Genomic DNA, 16,913 nt, shown 5'->3' on the forward strand with positions numbered 1-16,913 from the left:
TCAGAACGCCTGGGTGGGGACGTTCCGTAGCGCGGACACCGTGTTGTTCCGCGCGAACCTGCGGCATACGAACGTGGAAGTCCGGGAAGGCCTGGGGCACAACTTCGCCGGCGTGCTGATCAGTGACCGCTTCTCCTCGTACGACAGCCGCTTCCTGCAGGACGTCCGGCAGCAGAAGTGCCTGGCGCACCTGATCCGCAACGCGGATGAGGTCGCCGCTGTTCTCCAGCGGCAACCCGGGCGGGGAGAGCTGTACGGGCAACGGGTTGCGCAGGTGTTCCGGGACGGCATCCGACTGCACCGGGAGGTGACGACCGGGGTCTGTACGCGAGAGGAGTATGCGCAGCAGGGTGAGGAACTCACCCTGCGTCTGGACGCCCTGCTGAACCGGGCACCACTGAAGTCGAAGGCAAACGAGCGACTCCGACTGGGAATCCTGAAGCAGAGCGTGCTGGACCGGTTGTGGCGGTTCCTGAAGGACCCGGACATTCCACCGACGAACAACGCAGCGGAACGGAGCCTGCGGACGGTGGTGATGGCGAGGAAGGTCTCGCAGTGCAGCAAGAACGCGGTGGGTGCGCAGACGTACATGCGGATCAAGTCCACCGTGGAGACCGCGCGGTTGCGCGGTCAGGACCCCATCGCGGTCCTGACCAGCCTGATGCGCTGACTGGGCGCTTGACCTTTCGGCCGACCGCTAATCACAGACGGGCTTTCAACTGGAGGGAACACACATGACGCTCCACGTGATCGTGGAGCGCCTGCTGTGCCTGTTGACGCTGACCTACACGTGGTGTGTGCTGGTCGGGATCACATTGGACTGCCCGAAGAAGGCGCATGGTCGCCGGGCGTGGAGCGTGGTGAAGATGGGCTTGCGGGAACTGGTCCGGTCATTCAGCCGGGAGTCATCACGCCTGTGTGACTTGATCCACCTGTTGATGCCGTCCCAGAAGAATTCCCCGGAAAGTGTCGGGTACTGAGAGCAAGAATACGGTGGGTGCGCAGACGTACATGCGGATCAAGTCCATAGACGCCTGCCCATCACGGCTTGGAATTGGATCCTGTAAAGCGAGGCATGGTGACCTCCCCATGCGCACTAATGCCTTCACGTTGAAATACCTTCTGAAAGGTCATCGCCAGAATTTTCAGATCCGTAGCAAGCGAGTGATTGTCTACATACCATAGATCATGGTCGAATTTCTCCTCCCAAGACAGGGCATTACGTCCGTTTACTTGTGCCCATCCAGTAATACCCGGACGGACTTCATGTCGGCGATATTGCCGCTCGTTGTAGAGCGGGAGGTACGACATCAGCAGCGGTCTAGGCCCAACGAGACTCATGTCTCCTATAAGGACATTCCACAGTTCAGGTAGTTCGTCGAGACTTGTGGAACGCAGGAACCTACCGAATGCGGTTAGACGTACGGCATCTGGCCGCAACTCACCATCCGCGTCTCTTTCATCAGTCATGGTCCGGAACTTGTACATGGTAAATGGTTGTCCTGCCAGCCCGGGACGCACCTGCTTGAATAGCACTGGACTCCCCAGCTTGAAGCGCACCAGCAGAGCCAGCAGCAGCAGAGGACCACCCAGGACGACCAGACCCGCACCGGCCAGCACGGCATCCATCCAACGTTTGCCGCGGTGACGCTCACTCAGCTCCCGCCAATGCAGCAGTTCAGCGTAATAGTCGGCCCAGCGTTGCTGCACGCTTGTGGGGTCGAAGTTCTCGGTGACCCAGCGACGTCCCGCCTCACCGCGCCGCCGGGTGTCCGCAGGGCCAAGCAGCGCGCTCGTCAGGGCGTCCGCAAGCGCGTCCGCATCACCTACAGGTACACGCCAACCAGTCACCCCGTCCTGAACGGCGTCTCTGGCGCCCGTCGCGTCTGTGGTCACCAGTGGGAGACCGAAGGCGCTGGCTTCTAATGCCACAGTTGGAAAACCTTCTCGGTAGGTGGGCAGAGCGAGGAGGCTCATCAACGGATAGTAGGGATACACATCGGGCACAAAACCCGTCCGTAGAACCCCCGGTGTCTGCTCGATCAGGTCACGCACCTCAGGTGAAACTGGATCTCCCGGTTCATAGTCGCCGATCAGCAACAGACGGGCGGATGGCAGCTGCTCCTGCACCCGCCTGAAGGCCTCCATCAACTCCGCCATTCCCTTGTCCCGTGTGAAGCGGCCCACAAAACCGATGACCGGTGTATCCTCCCGCAGGCCCAGCGTTGTCCGGTGTGACGCGGTGACTGCCGGGTCGGTCACGCCAGGCTGCCGCACACCATTCGGGCTACCACTGCCCAGAACCACCGTCTTGTGTGCAGGAGCAAGGCCCAGCTCACTCACCCGTTCCTGCAGGCTGGGACTCACGCACACCACCCGGTGGGCGCAGGCCATCGCGAGACGCTCGGCAGAATGCAGCAGCCGTCCTTTCGGTCCTTTCACTGTTTCCAGGCGCAGCCCATGCAGCGTGTAGATCCGTACCGGCACGCGCGCTGCCACCGCAGCCAGACCACCGATCAGGCCCGCTTTCGGCGTTCCCACATTCGTGATGCTGGGCCGGAAGCCCCGGATGGTCCGGTACATCGACAGCAGGGCTCTGAGATCCGCTCTCACATTGATTTCCCGCTCCATGCTGTTGGGGAATACCGAGACTTGCTCCTGAACAGCAAACTGTTCTAGCTGATCAGCTTGGGCTGGAGCAGCGGTGACACCGGCACGCCACCCCTGCTGGCTTAACAGTCCTGTCTGCCCCCGCAGAAAAATAAGACTGACAGATGAGGTCACGGCGAATAGAATGGCCTTCTCATAGGTACGCATAGGTCAGTTGGCTCCTTTCGACTTGTGCGACCGTGCTCGCCAGATTTCTTCCCAGGTTAGTGAATCTGTAATCCCCTGTTGAAGGGAGAGATGTGGACTCCATCCCAGTACCAGTCGCGCGCGCGACGTATCAGCAAATGCCCCTGCTGAATCTCCTGGACGACGACGGCCCACTACGACATCAATCGGCGCCCCACTCACTTCGAGAAAGGTCTGTGCGAACTCTCTGACAGTGACGCCGGCACCAGACCCCACATTCATGACTTCGAATCTGGATTCACGCAGTCCTGCCATAAATATAAGAGCTGCAATATGCGCCTGTGCCAGATCCCAGACGTGGATGAAATCCCGCATAGGAGTTCCATCCCTGGTTGGGTAATCATCCCCAAATATGCTGAATAGTCCACCTCCACGCGTAGATAGCTTGGTCAGCCTTCCTAGCAGATGAGAGGGATCATCACGGTAAGCACCAGAACGCATCTTTGGGTCAGCGCCAATAGGATTGAAGTAGCGTAGGGCCATTCCAACCGCTCCATGTTCTTGACAGGTATCTGCCAATACCCTTTCAAACATGAGTTTTGATGCCGCATAGGCACTCAGGGGATCGACAGGGGAATTTTCTTGAAGGCCCTCTCCTGAGCCCCCGGCTTTGTAGACTGCAGCCGTCGAGCTGAATAGAAATCGATTTACTCCAGCGGCCATTGCTGAATTGAGCAGGATCTGTGCTTTAAAAAGATTTTCTGAATAATACAGAGACGGGAGGCGCATGGATTCTTCGACATCAATAAGGGCAGCAAAATGCATGACAGCTTCTAGGTCGGGATGGTCATAAAATATTTTGTCCAAGATTTGAGAGTCTCCAATGTCGCCTTTATAAAATATTAAACCCTCAATAAATTCTATGGGACCTATAGACAAAGAATCAAGTACAACTGGAGCGTGCCCAGCGTCGAGCAAAGCTGATACCACGGTTCTCCCAATATAGCCTGCACCACCCGTAACGAGTATTTTCATGACTCGATTCGTTCTCTGGGGTACGAAATGGCCTTCTGAAGGTCTATCTGGCCTTTTCGATGCTGAATATTTGTCAATCGCTGTGATCTGGCGGCAACAATTGTTTTTTCAAGACCCAGTCGATGGGCTATTCTTCTGACCCACAGTTTTACAATGACTTTTTGTTGCTGACGTCTCAACAGGGATTGATATTCTGGCCCGACAGTCATACTCATATTCTGAAGCATCTTTCTGTAACCTTTTATTGTTTTCTCAACTTTGCTCGACTGGTCGCCCTCCTCGCGATAAAATAATAGTGGATCTGAAATATGGCCAAATTTGGAATGATCAACAGTCCTTAGCCACAATTCTATATCTTCGCACCGATCCGCATTAATATTATATGGGTTCGACCTGAACCATAGGGTGCGGCCTAGGACGGTGGGATGCATAAATCCTCCTTGACTCAAGATGCTGGCAAATGTTTGGCTGGCAAAAGTGTTTCCTGATCTTAAGCCAGTAATCGAATTATTTCCATCAATAATATATGCAGCCGATCCTACTACATCACACTCTGGATTATCATTCATGTATTGCATCTGGTAACTTATTCTCTCTATGTCCATTATGTCGTCAGCATCCATTCGAGCGTAGAAATCTCCTCTGGCAATATGGATAGACTCATTAAGTCTATGGCTAATTCCTTTATTGAATCCGTCTTTAAAGATTTTAATTCTCGGATCATCAAAAGATTGACATATGTCTAAGCTCCTATCTTCTGAGCCGTCATCCATGATCAGCAATTCCCAATTAGTATATCTTTGGGATAATATTGATTTTATAGCGTCTGCAATGTGCTTCTCTCCGTTGAAAACTGGTATTGCTATAGTTACCCTAGGTTTTTCTTTCATTCCTACCCCTTATAATTCTAGATTTTAGGCTGCTTGAATAGAGATATGATATTTTAAAATCTAGAACAATACATTGATTAATATGACTGAAATGAAGATATATGAGCTGAAAAATATTTTATTGAACATTATTTTATAGGCATACATGCTTATATCCCTGATAAACAAGGCGGCTAATATTGGAATTAAGATCCAAGAACTTATGAGAAGTCGATCAGAAAAAGAGATAAAGTTTATCATTAAACCAAAACCATTCATAATTAGGTATGAATTATAAATCCAACGTGTATCCTCGCTCATTTTTTTAAAGGAAATCACTGCAGAAAGTAGAATTGGGATCATGCTGAATAGGGTAAAATCAATTCTGAATCCTTTCGCATAATTAAAGCTTCCTGACACATAATCTATGTAATCCTCCTTGATAAATCCAGAAAAAAACCCAGAGTAATATCCACTGAAGTAGCTTATTGAGGCCATACAGAGCCAAGCATACAACATATTGTATTTTCTTATTTTAATAAATAAGGGTATTATAAGACCTCCGGCAATACTATGGAAAAGAGTTGGAGGATATGCTAATATAAGTCTATAAAAGTATCCCTTTGTTCTATAAGCAATTGATATGCCTAAAAGAGCAATGGAGACAGAGATACCATGTCTGAGAATGTTGGTGTTAATGGATAGATAAAATGGAGATGTTAGAAGCATGAATATGTATAAGTAGAAAAAAATAGATCTTTTGAGAAATACTATTCCTACTATATAAAAACAAACCGCCTGGATCAATGATATAATTGTCAAAAAAAAGCTTGGGTTGTCTGTAATTAGTGCGGACAGTCTAATTAGAGCAATGAATCCAGTGTCGACGGTGGATAAGAGACTGTAATCACCCTTTACAAAATCTGAGAACATTCTAACATAATTCAGTGTATCTGAGCCTATTGTAAATGGCCTTTTTCCCCAATAAATTGCATAAGTCAGCATGGGGATGATACCTAGTGAGATCAAAATCCCATTTAGGTCTATGAAATTCTTCTTCTTAAAATTTAAAAAGCTTATTATTTGTGGCATTTTGACTATTGATCTCCTATATTGAATCTTCAATAGAAATTGTTTCATGATGTCCGCAACTGTTGCGGTAAAAAATTTTTAAATATTCAAAAAATATTTTCTCATTTTATCTATATTAACGGGGTCAGAGTAATAATCGTCAAATATGCGGCTATGGATTTCTCTCATTTTTTCCATATCCATATCTATGCTTGTCATCTTGTGATGTTCGACTATGCGCTCAGCTATCTCGGAAATTTTTAATTCCGGATGAAGCGGTATTCCAAAATCACCTAAATTGATATTGGCTTTGAAAGCATCTATAACATCACTATATATTGGAATTAGGCCAGATGATATGTAGTTGGCCATTTTCGTCGGAGTCGCTACGTGATTCACATCTATATCATCCCTGATCAGAAATGCATATTTAAAGCTTAGCATTATGGTGTGCAACTCAGACGGACTTACGTAGCTGACAGATGCATTGTGTATCGACCTACGCTCTATTTTGCTATTGGTCTCATTTATGTCCTTCGTCATTATCGATATTCTGGCCGAAGGTAAAATATCTTGTACGGCTTTAAAAATATCCAGAGTCAAATCTAACTTTTGCCACGCATATGAGCTTCCTACGTATATAAAGCTGGGAGTTTTGTATCTTTCGCTATTAGAATACCAATCGATAAATGCATTATAGCAGGGCACGGTTACATAATTAATATCTGCCATCTTATATTTTTTTTCATAGTGTAAAGCCATTGCCTCGGATACAAAAATCCTTTTGACTGCCCTATTTAAAATATATTTTTCTAAATATTCAAGGATTCTGACAATTATACCTGAGCGAATTGGATTTTTATCATCCTTATGTAAAATCATATATTCCTCTGGCCCGATTCCTTGAAACCAATGGATGACACGAGCTCTTTTCAGAAATATAGCTTTGAAAGCATCTGATGGCAAAATCGTCACAACTATGTCGTGCTTTCTAATTTGCCTTATATCTGAAATATCTTCGTAAAAAAAACCATTTTTTTTCAACGCACTGCGTATAATTTCTATATAGTGGAAAGTAACCTCATTTATTGCTCCTTGAGATAGAAAAATTTTGACTGTTTTCATTGCTGCTCCTGTTGAGATGCTGTGGTCTCTGGTTGAAAATTTTGGCTTCGTAAAAATGGATTTAGATCCAATTTTATTAAGTAGATCATCATCATTGCACAGATTAGTAATTCGACTGAACCGGTGATTATAACCATTCCTAGTGGGCCAAATCTTGGTATTATAAAAATCATGAGAGCAAGGCTTATAATTGCACCTGTCGCGATAATAGTATTATATTGTTTGTCGAAACCAAGTGGAACCATCCATTGCATGCTCAGAGTGTTGCCTAATACAAAGATTGGTGTTATCATTAGCAGATAACGCATTATTTCTATCGTGCTAGAAAATTCACTACCTAGGAAAATTTCTACAAGAAATGGCGCGAAGATCCAGCCTATAGTCATAGTTAAAAAGGATATTAGCATAAGTAGTGCCAGACTAAACAAAAACTCTCTTCTCGCTTTTAGTATATTATCTTTCCCATAGCGCGAAACTCTGGTAAAAAAGACTTGATTAAATGGCATTATAAAGAATCTTGATCCAGAGGCTAGCTTTTCTGCTCCGGAATAAACTGCTACTGTAGTGGTGCTCGAAAACGCACTAAGGATAAGAGAACTTGTATTGCCTATTGAGCTTGACAAGATTCTATAAATAGCCATATCTTTTTCATCTATCATCATCTTAATTGATTCGCTGAAATCTATCTTTATTTTGCCTATTTCTGATAAAATTTTAATGTTACCGAATAAAGCACTTGTAAAAGAGGCGGCAATGCTCAGCAGTAGGGCAATGTGGAGGTCACTCGATTCTTTTACTAAAACAAGAGTCAAAATTACTGAAAGGCTTTTAATAATAACATCGAAGGTTGCAAATTTTGCAAGATTGCCTTTTCCCTGAAAGTACCATATTGGATACCATCCTAAAGATAAAGCACCAATAGAAATGATAGTAATTTCGTAGAGACTAAATTTTTGCCACTGTAGAATAGCTAGAATAGCAGCCAAAAATACAACAAGTATTGAAAGTAATACTTTGGCTCCCACTATTTTTGAAACTATTTGTGTTTGAACGGCTCGATTATCGAAGTGCTTCGATATAAGTCGCGTCCCCGAAAAGTTAAATCCATATTCAATTACTAGGGATGCAATAATGATCAATGATTGTATGACTATATAGGACCCGTATGCTTTGGCGCCTAGAGATTTTCCTAAAATAGGTAGCATAATGAGAGGAATAATTATGTTTGCTATTTGTGTTCCGTGTAGTGAGATCAATTCAACTAAAAATTTGCCACCATTTAATTTCGAGAAGAGATTGCGCATTTTAGGACTCCGCATCAACTGGACATCTGAGGATGTAAGGTGTGAAATAGGTCAATAAATTAATAATAAATAGTAATTATGATTGCTGCCGTGGTGCATAGGAATAGCCATTGTAACCTTGCTGACTGGCCGCTACTTTATTGATGACGACACCCAGCATATTGAGATTATTCTGCCTAGCGCGGCTGATGGCGGCAGCTGCTGCTGGTAGTGGCGTCTTGTTCGCTTCGACGACCATGACAACGCCGTCGACGTATTTGCCGATGACAAGACCGTCCGCAAGTGCGAGCAGCGGTGCCGTATCAATCAGAACCACGTCGTAATGGTCCTTCCAGAGTGTCAGGGCAGCACTCAGGTTCGCGCGGTTCAGCAGTTGCAGTGAGCCCGTAATACCGGGGCCGGCTGGAAGCACGTCTACATTGTCCTCAGCACGGAGAACCTGCACGTTCTGAGGGTCCATCAGGGCGTCCTGGGTGTTGCGCCCACCACCTTCACCGATCAGCTGCACCCAGTTGGTAGCCTGGTCGTACTTCTTCCAGACTTCTCCCTGCGTGCCGCGGCGCAGGTCAAGGTCAACGATCAGGACGCGCTGGTCACTGCTGGCGAATCCATCGGCCAGTGTTGCCGTGAGGCTGCTTTTTCCCTCTTCGGGGGCGGTGCTGGTGATCATGATGACCGGGTGCCTGATGTGACTGACAGTGCCCAGCAGGTTGACGCGGAGAAAGCCGACGGATTCGTACAGGCCGGCGCTGCGGCCTGCACGGACGATGCCTGAGAGCAGGACGTCCCGTTTGCGAATCCTGGGGACAGAGGCCAGAACTGGAAGTCCAAGATTCAGAACGTCATCTTCTGAGCGGACTGTCCGGTCCAGAAGGGTCCGGAGTACCGAGTACAGGACGCCCAGCAGCAGCGCGAGGGCGGTGGTGATCAGGGCGTTCCTGAGAGGCCTTGGTGATACGGGTGCGCCTGGTTGAACGGCAGACGTGAGTGGACTGAGAACCCCGGTAATGGAATCCTGAAGAAGACTGATCTGGATGAGGTTGCTCTGGATACTGGCCTGCCGATTGCTCAGCACTTGACGTTCCTGCCCCGAGGAGCCTTGCAGCTGTTGCTCAACCTGGGTCAGCTGAGCCTCGAACCCGGCCTGTGCCCGACGGAGTCCTTCGCGTGCTCGACTTCTGTCCCAGTCAAGCAGTGCCTGACTGATGAGATCGGCCAGTACTTGGGCTGCCTGTGGCGTACGGGCGCGGGCCTTAAAGGTATAGGTGCCGTTGCCACCACTGTAGGCTTGCACGTTGGACGCCAGCGTGATTGTGCGCATGCTCTGTAGGCGCAGGTCTTCTTGAAGGGTAGCCACGAGGCGGGAACGTTCGGGTTCCTGCACGGCGCTTGAGGCCTGGAGCTGTTTGACCACCTCTCCGAGGACGAGTGGGCTGACCATGACCTGCTCAATCACGCCGTCTGGCAGTGGAGCTGCGCGGCCCAAGCCATTCAGGAGGTTCCCTGTTTCCTGCGATTGAGTGTTGGTGGAAAGCACGCTGGCGCTCGCCTCGAAAATGCTGGGTTGTGAGCGCGACCATAAGTAGGCTCCGGTGCCGAGCAAGAGGCTGCTCAGCACAATGACAGGCAGTCGGCGTTTTACGCCCTGCCACACCAAGCCCAAGTCAATCTCATCCTCTTCAGGGTTTTCGCGTTTCTGCGGCGCTTTGTAGCGCGATTCGTCGTAGGTATCAGGCATCACGTGTAGTCACTATAAAGGGATGTGGATGAGCAGTAGTGGCCTGCTTTTCCTGGGTGGAGCAGTCAGGTGATTCAAAATGTTGGTGGACTCGGTTTAGCTGCGAATAATGGGCCTGCGCGACCTGGGCCTGAGGCGACGATTATTTCCGGCAAGCATAACAATCAGAAACGCCCCTGCTTTCGCAGAGGCGTTTGCTGTGTGGTGACCCCAACGGGATTCGAACCCGTATCGCTACCTTGAAAGGGTAGTGTCCTAACCGTTAGACGATGGGGCCACACCACTTCAGTTGTCGTTGGCTTGCGCCTTCGCTTCCTGCCTTTCAAGGGGCGCCGTTTCCGGCACGCACAGAAAGATACAGGGTTGGCGTGAATTCGTCAAGGGGTGTGTGCGGTGCATGCGAAAGGCGGGGCGGACCTCGCTGGTCACGCCCCGCCCGGAGTGTGGTTTTTACATGTGCAGCGCGCGTTTATCGGTGGCCAGGGCGGCTTCCTTGACGACTTCGCTGAGGGTGGGGTGGGCGTGGACGGTACGGGCGAGGTCCTCGCTGCTGCCGCCGAACTCCATGATCGCGACGACCTCGCCGATCAGTTCGCTGACACCGCCGCCGATCATGTGCACGCCCAGCAGCTTGTCGGTCTGTGCGTCGGCGATGATCTTCACGAAGCCGCGCGTGTCGCCGTGACCGAGGGCGCGGCCGTTCGCGCTGAACGGGAACTGCCCGGTCTTGATGTTCAGGCCCCTGTCTTTTGCCTGTTTCTCGGTCAGGCCGGCCCAGGCGATCTCGGGGCTGGTGTAGATCACCCAGGGGATCACGTCGTAGTTCACGTGCCCGGCCTGCCCGGCCAGCATCTCGGCGAGGGCCACGCCCTCCTCCTCGGCCTTGTGGGCCAGCATGGCGCCGCCGATCACGTCGCCGATGGCGTACACATTCTGGAGGTTGGTGCGGTAGTGGTGGTCCACCTTCACGAAGCCGCGCTCGTCCAGCGCCAGACCCACCGCGTCGGCCCCGAGGCCCTGGGTGTGCGGCACGCGGCCGATGGACACGATCAGCTTGTCGAAGCGCGCCGTGACTTCCTTGTCCTGCTCGGTGTAGGTGACGCTCACGCCGCTGTCGTCCTGCTCGACGGCGGTGATGTTCACGCCGAAATGGAAGTCCAGACCCTGCTTCTTGAAGAGCTTCAGGCCCTCCTTGGCGATCGCGTCGTCGGCGGCCATCAGGAAGCCGGGCATGGCTTCCAGCACCGTCACGTCGGCCCCCAGGCGGCGCCAGACGCTGCCGAGTTCCAGGCCGATGACGCCCGCGCCGATCACGCCGAGTTTCTCCGGGACGGCCGTGAACTCCAGCGCGCCGCTGTTCTCCACGATGTGCCCACCGAAGGGTGCCAGGGGCAGCGCGCGCGGGCTGCTGCCGGTCGCGACGATCACGCGCGCGGCGCGGACCTCGGTGCCGGCGGCGTCCACGATCCAGCCGTCACCGTCCGCACGGACCAGTCGGCCCAGCCCGAAGAACGACGTGATCTTGTTCTTCTTGAACAGGTACGCCACGCCGCCCGTCAGTTTGTCCACCACGCCGTTCTTGCGGCCCAGCATCTTCGCGATGTCCAGGGACGCGCCCTGCACGTTGATGCCGTGCTCGGCGAAGTCATGCTGCATGACCTCGAACTTCTCGCTGCTGTCCAGCATCGCCTTGCTGGGAATGCAGCCCACGTTCAGGCAGGTGCCCCCCAGGCTGGCCTTGCCGTTCCGCTCGAAGGCGTCCACGCAGGCCGTCTTGAAGCCCAGCTGAGCCGCACGAATGGCCGCCACGTAACCCGCGGGGCCGCCACCAATCACCAGTACGTCGAAAGAATCCATAGCGCTTCGCAGCGTACCACCCGCCCGAAACGCCCAGCGTGACACGTTCCCCGCTCAGGGACAGAAGGGGGGAGATGGTGAACGGTTGATGGTTGATGGAAGCTCCGGCACGAGCCTGAGCGAAAGCTGGTCTATCAACGATCGACCATCACCCATCCTCACACCCGGCGGTAGCGTTTCGCGGGGCGGCCCCCGGTGCGGGCGTCGGTGCCCACACTGGCCTCGCCAGTCTCGACGAGGTGTTCGAGGTACCGCCACGCGGTCACGCGGCTGAGGCCGACGCGGGTGCCCAGCTCGGCGGCGCTCGCCTCGCCCAGGTCGCGCAGGGCCGAGCGCACGCGGCGCAGCGTGTCGCCGTCCAGCCCAGAGGCGTCCGGAGCCGGTGGCGGGGCGAACAGGGCGTCCAGGTGCCCCTGGCGCACGTCCCCCTGCGTCCACAGCGCCGCACGCTCGCGGGCGCGGTCCAGCGCCAGCGTGAAGCGTTCCGGGGTCACGGGCTTCACGAGGTAATCGGCGGCGCCGTGCAGCAGCGCGTCCTGCACGCTGGGCGCGTCGCTGGCGGCCGTGACGAGAACCGCGTCCACCCGCGCGCCACTCACGCGCGCCTCGCGCAGCAGGTCCAGGCCGCGCCCGTCGGGCAGGTGCACGTCCAGCAGCAGCAGGTCCGGGTGCAGGGTGCGCAGCATGGCCCGCGCCACCCGCAGCGACTCCGCCTGCCCCAGCACCGTGAATCCCCCGGCGCGTTCCAGCAGCCGCCAGTGCAGCGCCGCGATCTGCGGGTCGTCCTCGACGATCAGCACGCGCAGCGGTGGGGGAGAGGTCACGCCGCTCATTCTTCGGCCTCGGGGAGGGGCACGTCCAGTGTGAAGCGCGTCCAGTCCCGCCCGTCTGCCCGCACGCGGTCGTGGGTGAGGGCCGCGCCGAGTGCCTGCGCGCGGTCTGACACCAGCGCCAGCCCCACGCCGCGCCCCGCGCCCCTGCTGCTCACGCCGCGCGCGGTCAGGGTGTCCGCCAGCGCCGGGAGCACGCCGGGACCCGTGTCGCGCACCTCCAGCATCAGGCCTTCCGGGTCGGTGGCGATCAGCACGCGCACCTCGGCGTCCGGCGTGCCGCTCGCCGCCTCCAGGGCGTTCTCGATCAGGTTCCCCGCCGCAAGTTCCAGCCCGTCCAGCACGCCGGGTGGCAGCGTGCCCGGCAGGGCCGACAGCGGGTCGAGGGTGAGGGTCACGCCCCGTTCAGCCGCGCGGTCGAACTTGCCCAGCAGCAGCGCCGAGAGCCGCACGTGCCGCAGCGCCCCCACCGCCTGCAGGTGCGCCTCGTGCCGCGCCGACTGCGCGTGGATGAGGGCCAGGGCCTCGCGCGTCTCGCCCAGGTGCAGCAGGCCCGCCAGGGTGTGCAGGCGGTTCGTGAACTCGTGCGTCTGCGCCCGCAGCAGCTCGGCGTAACGCTGCGACTGGGTCAGCTCGTCCGCCAGGGCCCGCACCCGCGCCAGATCCCGCAGCGTGACCACCACGGCGCCCTCGCCGGCCTCCTGCGCGGCCAGCAGCACCGGTCGGCCCGCGACCTCCGCCGTGACCGGCCCCGCCCCCGGCACGGGCAGCGGGAGGCCCGGCGGCCACGGCAGCGGCAGCGCGGCGTCCGGGGTGCCCAGCAGCGCGCGGGCCTGGGGGTTCATGACGAACACCTGCCCCGCGCGGGCCACCAGTACCCCTTCCTCCAGGGTGTTCAGCACCGCCCGGTACTGCCGCAGGCCCCCGGCGATCTGCTCGGGTTCCAGGCCCAGCATCTCGGTCTTCACGCGCCGCGCCACACCCAGCGCCAGGGCGAGGGCCAGCCCCAGCGCCAGCAGGTACCAGGGCAGGCCCGCGCGCAGCACGTCCAGGAACACGTCCCGCAGCCGGGGCAGCAGGAAGCCCACGCTCGCCAGCCCCAGCACCCGCCCCGCGCCGTCCACGACCGGCACCTTCGACCGCACCGAGCGGCCCAGCGTGCCCTGCACCGTCTCCGTGACGCTCCGGCCCCGCAGGAACGCCGTGAAGTCCCCGCCCTGCATGCGCTGCCCCACCTGCGCCGGGTTCGGGTGCGTCAGGCGCCGCGCATTCCGGTCCGTGACCACCACGTAATCCGCGCCCAGCTGATCGCGGTAACGGTTCATCAGGGCGTTCAGGTTCGCCCGCTCGGCCGCGTTCCCCGACAGGGCTGACACCACCGGCGGGAGGGCCGCCACCAGCCGCGACTCGCGCAGCGACCGTTCCGCGAACGACCGGTGAATCCCGCCCGACACGCCCTGACTGACCAGACCCGCCACCGGCAGGCCCAGCAGCAGGAACGCGCCCAGAGTCGTCAGGAACAGCCTGGGGCCCACCCGCAGCAGGCGCGGCGTGTGCGGCAGCGCCACCTCACGCGCCAGCGGCGGCACGCGGGACGGAAGGGGCAGGCGGGGCGGCACGGTGGACGCAGTGTAGGGCCCCGCCCGCTCCCGGCCCTTGTGTTCACCGCATGTACGAATCCCCGGCCCGCCCGCCCCGGCCCTGCGCGTCCACTGGGACGGCGCGCAGCCCCGCCCGCCCCGGTGACCAGCCCGCCCCGCCGGGGACCGGCGTCCCCCTGCGCGGGCATGCTGGGCGGCACCACACTTCCGCCCCGACCTGCACCCGCGCAGGCCAACCCCACACCTCACGGCGCGCCCCGGCCCGCGCGCCCCCACCCGCGTCCCCGTGACGCACCGGAGGACCCCCCATGCCCAAGATGTTCCGCAGCCTCTACGTGCAGGTGCTGACCGCCATCGTCGTCGGCGTGCTCGTCGGCCACTTCTTCCCCACCGTCGGCGAAGCGCTCAAGCCCCTCGGGGACGGCTTCATCAAACTGATCAAGGTCGTCATCGGCCCGATCATCTTCTGCACGGTCGTCAGCGGCGTCGCCAGCATGCGCGACACGAAGAAGATCGGCCGGGTCGGCGGCAAGGCCCTGCTGTACTTCGAGGTCGTCACCACCGCCGCCCTGCTGATCGGGCTGGTCGTCGTGAACCTCGTCGGCCCCGGACGCGGCATGAACATCAACCCCGCCACCCTCGACACCAGCGCCATCACCAAGTACACCGACGCCGCCAGCGAGCAGACCGTCGCGGACTTCATCCTGCACGTCATTCCCACCACCTTCGTCAGCGCCTTCACCGAGGGTGACCTGCTGCAGGTGCTGCTCATCGCGCTGCTCAGCGGCTTCGCCCTGATCCGCATGGGCGACCTGGGCCAGCGCATCCTGAAAGGCATCGACGCCGTCAGCGTCATGGTGTTCCAGATCCTGGGCTTCATCATGAAACTCGCCCCGATCGGCGCGTTCGGCGCGATGGCCTTCACCATCGGCAAGTACGGCGTCGGCAGCCTCCAGCAGCTCGCGTACCTGATGGGTACCTTCTACGTCACCTGCGCCCTGTTCGTGTTCGTCCTGCTGAACGTCATCGCCAAACTGGCCGGATTCAGCCTCTGGAAGTTCCTGCGCTACATCCGGGAAGAACTGCTGCTCGTGCTCGGCACCAGCTCCAGCGAGAGCGCCCTGCCGCGCCTGATGGCCAAACTCGAACACGCCGGAGCGAACAAGAGCGTCGTCGGGCTCGTCGTCCCCACCGGGTACTCCTTCAACCTCGACGGCACCAGCATCTACCTGACCATGGCCGCCGTGTTCATCGCCCAGGCCACCAACACCAACCTGAGCTTCGCGCAGGAAGTCGCGCTGCTGGGCATCCTCCTGCTCACCAGCAAGGGCGCAGCCGGCGTCACCGGTAGCGGCTTCGTCGTCCTCGCGGGCACCCTCGCCGCCCTGGGCACCGTGCCCGTCGCGGGCCTCGCCCTGATCCTCGGCATCGACCGCTTCATGAGCGAAGGGCGCGCCATCACCAACATCATCGGCAACGGCGTCGCCACCCTCGTCGTCGCCCGCAGCGAGAAGGCACTCGACATGAACCGCCTCACCCGCGTCCTCAACGGCGAACAACTCCCCCCCGCCACCGCCGACGTGCAGGCCGAAGAACACGGCGAAGGGCGCAAGCTGGGGAGCGCACAACCGGCGTAGAGTTGATAGTGAAAAGTTGATGGTTGATGGAGTGGGGAACGCCCCGTCCATCAACCATCAACTTTCAACCATTAACCCAGCTGTGCGTACGCGACGGCCACCTGCGCGGCCACCATCGCGTTGTGGCGCACCAGGGCGATGTTCGCGGCGAGGCTGCGGCCGCCGGTGATCTCGACCATGCGGCCCAGCAGGTACGGGGTGGTGTCCTTGCCGGTCAGGCCCAGGGCGTCCATGTCGCGCAGCGCCTGCTCGATCTGCGGGGTGATCTGTTCGGCGGGAATCTCGGCGTCAGCGGGGATGGGGTTGGCGAGCATCACGCCGCCCGACACGCCCAGATCCCACTTCGCCTTCAGCACCCGCGCGGCCTCGTCGGGCGTGGCGACCGTCAGGGGCGCCCTGAAGCCACTCTGGCGGGAGTAGAACGCCGGGAACTCCTCGCTGCCCAGCGTCAGGGCCGGAATGCCGTGCGTTTCCAGGACCTCCAGCGTCAGGCCGATGTCCAGGATGCTTTTGACGCCCGCGCTGACCACGCACACGTCCGTCTGCGCCAGTTCCAGCAGGTCCGCGCTGACGTCCATGCTGCGCTCGGCGCCCCGGTGCACGCCGCCCGTGCCGCCCGTGGCGAACACACGGATGCCCGCCAGCGCCGCCACGCGCATGGTGCTCGCCACGGTCGTCGCGCCGTGCCTGCCCAGCGCCACCGTCACCGGCAGGTCGCGGGTGCTGATCTTCTCGACGCCCTTGTCGGTTGCCAGCAGGTGCAGTTCGTCGGGCGTGAGGCCCACCTTCAGGCGGCCGCCCAGCACCGCGATGGTCGCGGGCACCGCGCCGTGCGCGCGCACGACGTCCTCCACGCCGCGCGCCATCTCCACGTTCTGCGGGAACGGCATGCCGTGGCTGATGATCGTGCTCTCCAGCGCCACCACCGCGCGGCCCTCGGCCAGGGCGGCAGCGACTTCGGGGTGAATGTCCAGGTAGGCGGCAACGGTCGGGTTGATGTCGTGAGTCATGGGAAACCTCGAAAGGGCAGTCAGCCCGGAATGATGAGTG

General features: G+C 57.1%; 14 protein-coding genes and 1 tRNA gene. 3 read left to right on the forward strand and 12 right to left on the reverse strand.

Going from position 1 to position 16,913, the window contains the following annotated elements; translation table 11 throughout:
* On the forward strand, window positions 1-670 hold a 670-nt coding region (locus CBQ26_RS15175), incomplete at its 5' end, for an IS66 family transposase (protein WP_143342093.1).
* 64 nt (window positions 671-734) lie between these two features.
* Window positions 735-980, forward strand: a complete 246-nt coding sequence (locus CBQ26_RS15180) for a hypothetical protein (protein WP_229844099.1) — start codon at window positions 735-737, stop codon at window positions 978-980.
* A gap of 61 nt (window positions 981-1,041) precedes the next feature.
* On the opposite strand, the gene CBQ26_RS22900 is transcribed toward CBQ26_RS15180, so the two are convergent.
* The 11 genes from CBQ26_RS22900 to CBQ26_RS15230 form a co-directional block, all read right to left on the reverse strand.
* Window positions 1,042-2,784 (reverse strand): sugar transferase, encoded by a 1,743-nt coding sequence (locus CBQ26_RS22900; RefSeq protein ID WP_172418122.1) that lies wholly within the window; start codon window positions 2,782-2,784, stop codon window positions 1,042-1,044.
* A 36-nt stretch (window positions 2,785-2,820) separates the two neighbouring features.
* Complete coding sequence (gene galE / locus CBQ26_RS15190) at window positions 2,821-3,831, reverse strand: UDP-glucose 4-epimerase GalE (RefSeq protein ID WP_088249485.1); 1,011 nt, start codon at window positions 3,829-3,831, stop codon at window positions 2,821-2,823.
* Complete coding sequence (locus CBQ26_RS15195) at window positions 3,828-4,721, reverse strand: glycosyltransferase family 2 protein (RefSeq protein ID WP_088249486.1); 894 nt, start codon at window positions 4,719-4,721, stop codon at window positions 3,828-3,830. The genes galE and CBQ26_RS15195 overlap by 4 nt, the downstream gene beginning before the upstream one ends.
* Before the next feature lie 60 nt (window positions 4,722-4,781).
* Window positions 4,782-5,840: an EpsG family protein gene (locus tag CBQ26_RS23185; protein ID WP_088249487.1), complete on the reverse strand. Its 1,059-nt coding sequence runs from the start codon at window positions 5,838-5,840 to the stop codon at window positions 4,782-4,784.
* A gap of 30 nt (window positions 5,841-5,870) precedes the next feature.
* The gene (locus tag CBQ26_RS21480) at window positions 5,871-6,896 is read right to left on the reverse strand and encodes a glycosyltransferase family protein (protein ID WP_143342169.1); all 1,026 of its coding nucleotides are present in this window, start codon (window positions 6,894-6,896) and stop codon (window positions 5,871-5,873) included.
* Window positions 6,893-8,200 (reverse strand): oligosaccharide flippase family protein, encoded by a 1,308-nt coding sequence (locus CBQ26_RS15205; RefSeq protein ID WP_172418123.1) that lies wholly within the window; start codon window positions 8,198-8,200, stop codon window positions 6,893-6,895. The genes CBQ26_RS21480 and CBQ26_RS15205 overlap by 4 nt, the downstream gene beginning before the upstream one ends.
* A gap of 76 nt (window positions 8,201-8,276) precedes the next feature.
* Window positions 8,277-9,938, reverse strand: coding sequence for a polysaccharide biosynthesis tyrosine autokinase (locus CBQ26_RS15210; RefSeq protein ID WP_088249561.1), 1,662 nt, complete (start codon window positions 9,936-9,938; stop codon window positions 8,277-8,279).
* A 202-nt stretch (window positions 9,939-10,140) separates the two neighbouring features.
* Window positions 10,141-10,215, reverse strand: a tRNA-Glu gene (locus CBQ26_RS15215).
* 173 nt (window positions 10,216-10,388) lie between these two features.
* Window positions 10,389-11,795, reverse strand: a complete 1,407-nt coding sequence (gene lpdA, locus CBQ26_RS15220) for a dihydrolipoyl dehydrogenase (RefSeq protein WP_088249488.1) — start codon at window positions 11,793-11,795, stop codon at window positions 10,389-10,391.
* Window positions 11,796-11,953: 158 nt separating this feature from the next.
* Window positions 11,954-12,619: a response regulator gene (locus CBQ26_RS15225; RefSeq protein ID WP_229844100.1), complete on the reverse strand. Its 666-nt coding sequence runs from the start codon at window positions 12,617-12,619 to the stop codon at window positions 11,954-11,956.
* A 5-nt stretch (window positions 12,620-12,624) separates the two neighbouring features.
* Window positions 12,625-14,244, reverse strand: a complete 1,620-nt coding sequence (locus tag CBQ26_RS15230; RefSeq protein ID WP_229844101.1) for an ATP-binding protein — start codon at window positions 14,242-14,244, stop codon at window positions 12,625-12,627.
* Window positions 14,245-14,534: 290 nt separating this feature from the next.
* Between CBQ26_RS15230 and CBQ26_RS15235 the strand changes: the two genes are divergently transcribed.
* Window positions 14,535-15,863, forward strand: a complete 1,329-nt coding sequence (locus CBQ26_RS15235; RefSeq protein ID WP_088249490.1) for a dicarboxylate/amino acid:cation symporter — start codon at window positions 14,535-14,537, stop codon at window positions 15,861-15,863.
* Window positions 15,864-15,934: 71 nt separating this feature from the next.
* Here CBQ26_RS15235 and CBQ26_RS15240 read toward each other — a convergent pair whose 3' ends face one another.
* On the reverse strand, window positions 15,935-16,873 hold the full coding sequence (locus tag CBQ26_RS15240) for a pseudouridine-5'-phosphate glycosidase (protein WP_088249491.1): 939 nt from the start codon (window positions 16,871-16,873) through the stop codon (window positions 15,935-15,937).
* Window positions 16,874-16,913: the final 40 nt, after the last annotated feature.

The organism is Deinococcus indicus, assembly GCF_002198095.1.
GTDB classification, from domain to species: Bacteria; Deinococcota; Deinococci; order Deinococcales; family Deinococcaceae; genus Deinococcus; species Deinococcus caeni.

Coding starts and splice junctions, on each gene's coding strand:
- lpdA (WP_088249488.1), bottom strand. CDS start 11,795: ATGGATTCTTTCGACGTACTGGTGATTGGTGGCGGCCCCGCGGGTTAC.
- CBQ26_RS15240 (WP_088249491.1), bottom strand. CDS start 16,873: ATGACTCACGACATCAACCCGACCGTTGCCGCCTACCTGGACATTCAC.
- CBQ26_RS21480 (WP_143342169.1), bottom strand. CDS start 6,896: ATGAAAACAGTCAAAATTTTTCTATCTCAAGGAGCAATAAATGAGGTT.
- CBQ26_RS15205 (WP_172418123.1), bottom strand. CDS start 8,200: ATGCGCAATCTCTTCTCGAAATTAAATGGTGGCAAATTTTTAGTTGAA.
- CBQ26_RS15180 (WP_229844099.1), top strand. CDS start 735: ATGACGCTCCACGTGATCGTGGAGCGCCTGCTGTGCCTGTTGACGCTG.
- galE (WP_088249485.1), bottom strand. CDS start 3,831: ATGAAAATACTCGTTACGGGTGGTGCAGGCTATATTGGGAGAACCGTG.
- CBQ26_RS15210 (WP_088249561.1), bottom strand. CDS start 9,938: ATGCCTGATACCTACGACGAATCGCGCTACAAAGCGCCGCAGAAACGC.
- CBQ26_RS15235 (WP_088249490.1), top strand. CDS start 14,535: ATGCCCAAGATGTTCCGCAGCCTCTACGTGCAGGTGCTGACCGCCATC.
- CBQ26_RS15195 (WP_088249486.1), bottom strand. CDS start 4,721: ATGAAAGAAAAACCTAGGGTAACTATAGCAATACCAGTTTTCAACGGA.
- CBQ26_RS23185 (WP_088249487.1), bottom strand. CDS start 5,840: ATGAAACAATTTCTATTGAAGATTCAATATAGGAGATCAATAGTCAAA.